Origin of the sequence: Aeromonas sp. 601039 (assembly GCF_049174415.1) — a bacterium.
Taxonomy (GTDB): domain Bacteria; phylum Pseudomonadota; class Gammaproteobacteria; order Enterobacterales; family Aeromonadaceae; genus Aeromonas; species Aeromonas veronii_A.
In genome coordinates this window covers 1-4242 of record NZ_JAAKTL010000045.1, presented here as the reverse complement: position 1 = coordinate 4242, position 4242 = coordinate 1, and the positions used below count along the sequence as shown (strand labels likewise).

Sequence of the window (4242 nt, the reverse complement as noted above, 5' to 3'; positions counted from 1 at the left end):
TTTAAAAGTCAGCGAGTAATCGCGCTGTGTCCGTTTCACACCTTGTCCCATCGGGTTCTCCATTTATTGGGGGGAAAGGTGTAAACCATATTCAGGACGGGACAAGACAAACAAAAAGGGATGCCGCAGCATCCCTTTTTTCGCACTATCTGAACGAGGTCAGATTATTGCTGAACTTCTTGTACGCCAGATACGCGAACTTCTACGCGACGATCCGGTGCCAGGCAGGAGATCAGCTGAGCTTTAGCGGTGATACCGTTGCACTTGGTGCCGGTAACCGGGTTGGCTTCGCCACGACCTTCGATGGCAACCTTGCTGGCAGCCATACCTTTGCTCACCAGGAAGTTGGCAACGGTACGGGCACGGGCTTCAGACAGCTTCTGGTTGTACGCGTCGGAACCGATACGGTCGGTGTAACCAACAACAACAGCGTTGCCATCTTTCGGCTGGAACTCAACGATCTGCTGGTACAGCGCATTCAGGGCTGCAACGCCTTCCGGCTTCAGAGTCTCTTTGCCAAAGGCAAACAGCACGTCTGAGTTCAGTGCGAAGTTCTTCTCTACAACTTGCGGAGCAGGAGCCGGTGCTTCTTCAACAACCGGGGCAGCTACCGGAGCTACGTAGGAAGTGCGGAACGGGTGGTATACCGCTTCCAGAGTAGCGATGCTCTGGTTGGCCTTGTAACGCTCACCGTTGGCGTGCAGGTCAGCCACGTCCCACATGTAGCGGTAACGAGCTTGCAGATCCAGCGCGTCATTTACCTTGTAGGTCACACCGGCGCCAGCCAGCGGGGAAACTTTAGTGTCGCTGGTGCCCAGGCCGTCGGTGTGACCCCAGTAGGCGCCGCCTTCAGCGAACAGGGAGAAGTCGTTGCCAACCGGCATACGGGCGATACCGGACAGGGTGGCACCCTGGCTCTCGTAACGGTTGCCGTCGGTGTTGCCACGACCGGTGTACTGGTAGCCCAGTTCGGTACCGAAGTTTTCGGTGAAGTTGTAACCCATGAAGGCGTTGGCGGCAGCCGCGTCTTCCTGGCCTACATTGGTGCTTTCCAGCTTGTTCAGGCCGTTGAAGTGAGTAGCACCGACACCGGCACCGAAGTAGATGTCGTCAGCGGCGTGAGCAGCGGTAGCACCCAGAGCAGCCATGGCGATGGCGATCATGGAAGGAGCCATTTTCATCATAAAAAAATCCTCGTTGAGATCGCACGTTATTCACGTGCTTCACACTTTGTAATTTATGTAAGCTGCAGGCTCCGCCGTACGGCTGGCGTCGAGTCTGGCAGATGACCCGGTATAACCGGGTTGCACACTCTCCTGGTGTGTCGAGTGCGCTGGCATGGCACGCAATGCGTGAGAAACCACTGCCAGGCAACTGATGTCATTCCGATGACGAGGCGCACTCTATGCCGATTTTAAAACATGATCAAGCTCACAAATGAGCCTTGTGGCAAATTGTGTCGTGACCTTAAATGGCTGTTTATCCAGATTAATTAGTGATCCAGATAGGCCCTGTGCAGTTTTTTTTCCAGCTTCATATAGGCCTGAACCCAGTCGGAGTGCGGGTTGGCAGGATTTGCTCTGGCAGTGAACACCTCGAGGTAGTCTGCTTCCGTTGCACTTTTCAGCAGGGGAGTAAACGCCATCAGGTAGTGGCGGGCCAGATAGGGATCCAGGGGCCAGATGTTGAGGATGGCTCGTGCCACAGGCTGAACCGCGGCTGAACAGATGAAATGGCGGTGTCCCGCCTCCAGCCAGTCGGCCATCTCGCACATGCCCGATTCAGCTACCAGACCACCATCACCCGGGGCGCTTGCCAGCGCAATTGTCTGACCGTTTACCGTGGTGAGCTCTTCATTGTTATGCAGGGCACCATCGTGGCTGCGCAAGGGTAGGTTATGCGATTCCTGTTCAAGAAACAGGCTGCAGCTCTCCGGCAGGGCGGCCAACAGCTCGCTGGCCTGGCTGGACATCAAGGCCGGAAGCCAGAATGCTTCGGCACGATATTGTGCACCTTGACTGAGCTGTTGTTGCAATTGGGCCGGGTCAGAAACCGGGTGCAGGCGAGAGATAATGCCGGGAAACGCCATACTTATTCCTCTTAATGGGTAGCTGGCGGATTATACGAGTTATTCTGGTGGCAACAATAAAGGTTTCTTTTCGAGACTGTTTACCTGAGACAGCTGAGCGATTACCATCCCCCGTTGAAGATAAGGGTTGTCGCCGAAAGGCGCTCATAAAGATAGAGGCTCGACCATAACGAGTCCGTACAAAACTGATACACTTGACTACGAGTCGTCGCGAAAAATAAAGACGGATTTAATCCGTCAAACGGAGTATGGAACATTATGAATTCAAATATCGTCACTGTTGGCAAGAAGATCCGTCAGATCCGTGAAGCGGTCGGTTTGAGCCGTCCGAAGTTTGCTGATTTGCTCGGTGTTCCCCCCACAACCCTGAAAAACTACGAGCTGGGTTACCGTGAAGTTGGGGGCGCCTTCCTGGTTGCCCTGGCGCACCACCCGGATCTGCACAAGTTCACCCTCTGGCTGCTGGCAGACAAGAAAGTCGCCGAAATCGGCCAGATTGGCCCGGATGACCTCGCCAAGGCGTGATCATCGATGTGAATAGAAATGCCGCCTTCGGGCGGTATTTTTTTGGGTCGCCGATCGATATTTTGATCTAACACGCTTTGAATTATCCATGCAGGCCAACGAGAATAAGCGGCCCCGAAAAGTGGGCCCCTGGTGGTATCTGGCCACCTGAACACTATTACATTCAGGATGATATGAGCAATCGTATGGAGTATGGGTATGAGCAGTAATGAGTTGGATAAACGCTATGGCCTGATGACTGCCATTGCGATGGTGGTCGGCGTGGTGATCGGCTCCGGTGTCTTCTTCAAGGCCGATGATGTACTGCGTCTGACTGGCGGTAATCTGGCCATTGCGCTGCTGGCATGGGCGCTGGGGGCATTTTCGATGATCTTCGGCGCGCTGGTGTTTGCCGAGTTTGCCCAGCGGATCGAAAAGTCCAACGGTATCGTCGATTATGCCGAAGCGGCATACGGCAAAATGTTTGGTTATCTGGTGGGGTGGTTCAAAGGCGTACTCTATTACGCCCCTCTTTCCGCCATCCTTGCCTGGGTCGCCGCTCTGTACACCATGATCTTGCTTGGTAGTGATAATCCGACCAACTCTGGTGCGACCTGGATACTAGCGGCTGTCTATATGACGGTCACCTATCTGATCAACTTCTACACCCCGGTCCTGGCGGGCAAGCTGCAAGTGGGCTCTACCCTGATCAAGTTGATCCCGCTGATCCTGGTTGCCATTGTGGGCACCATTTCAGGCTTGCTCAATGGTGTCACCGTGACCAACTTTGTGCAGGCAATGGATGGGATAGGAAGCACCGGAGGCACGCTGGCCACGGCCGTGGTTGCCACCGCCTTCGCTTATGAGGGGTGGATCGCCGCCGTGACCATCAACAGCGAAATTCGCGATTCCAAGAAGAATCTGCCCAGAGCACTGGTGATTGGCACCCTGATAGTCTTTGTGGTCTATGTCACCTATTTTCTGGGGATCGCCAGCGTCTTGCCGACGGACGAGATAGTGGCGCAAGGGGATAACGCGGTTAATCTCGCGACAACCAGCCTGTTTGGCGGGACTGCCTCGACCATTTTGACCGTGTTCGTGATTATCTCCTGCCTCGGCACCCTCAATGGTTTGGTATTGGCGACCATGCGTATTCCCTACTCGCTGGCGATCCGCAATCAGGGGCCAGCCCCCAAGTGGATGAGCCGTATCGAACCGCATCACCACATGCCAATCAACTCGGCCCTCGCGGCAGCGCTGTTGTCGGTGATCTACTCAGTGCTGTGGTACTGCAGCATCAACGAGACATTCGGTCGTTACATCGCCCTGGACGAGATGCCGATCGTGCTGATTTATGGCCTCTATCTGTTCCTCTATGTCTGGTACATGCGCACCTTTACCGAGTTGGGCTGGATAAAGCGGTTTGTGATCCCGACCTGCGCCACCCTGGGCGCGCTCATCATTCTGTATGGCGGTATCACCAATCCCAGTCTGGGACTCTATCTGCTGGTCTCTGTGGGGGTGATTCTGCTCGGGTTGCTCTTCTACCGTAAGGAGTAACCGGGTAAGTAAGTGTCTAGTCCTGAAATAGGTTTACACATTTTCAACTAGCATTTCTCTACTCAGAACCCCCTATGTACCGCATCGGG

The 4242-nt window shown here is 54.5% G+C and carries 4 protein-coding genes; 2 read left to right on the top strand and 2 right to left on the bottom strand.

Annotation, left to right across the window (positions count from 1 at the left end; genetic code table 11):
• Nucleotides 1–164: 164 nt before the first annotated feature.
• Nucleotides 165–1184, bottom strand: coding sequence for a porin OmpA (ompA, locus tag G5195_RS20095; RefSeq protein ID WP_421206209.1), 1020 nt, complete (start codon nucleotides 1182–1184; stop codon nucleotides 165–167).
• Nucleotides 1185–1492: 308 nt separating this feature from the next.
• Entirely contained in the window at nucleotides 1493–2089 is a 597-nt protein-coding gene (locus G5195_RS20090) for a hypothetical protein (protein ID WP_201909695.1), read from the bottom strand.
• 258 nt (nucleotides 2090–2347) lie between these two features.
• Here G5195_RS20090 and G5195_RS20085 point away from each other — a divergent pair, with 258 nt between their 5' ends.
• Both G5195_RS20085 and G5195_RS20080 read left to right on the top strand, forming a co-directional pair.
• Entirely contained in the window at nucleotides 2348–2614 is a 267-nt protein-coding gene (locus G5195_RS20085; RefSeq protein ID WP_005338367.1) for a helix-turn-helix domain-containing protein, read from the top strand.
• A 198-nt stretch (nucleotides 2615–2812) separates the two neighbouring features.
• A complete protein-coding gene (locus G5195_RS20080) occupies nucleotides 2813–4153 on the top strand; it encodes an APC family permease (protein WP_005338365.1) in 1341 nt (446 codons plus the stop codon).
• Nucleotides 4154–4242 lie beyond the last annotated feature (89 nt).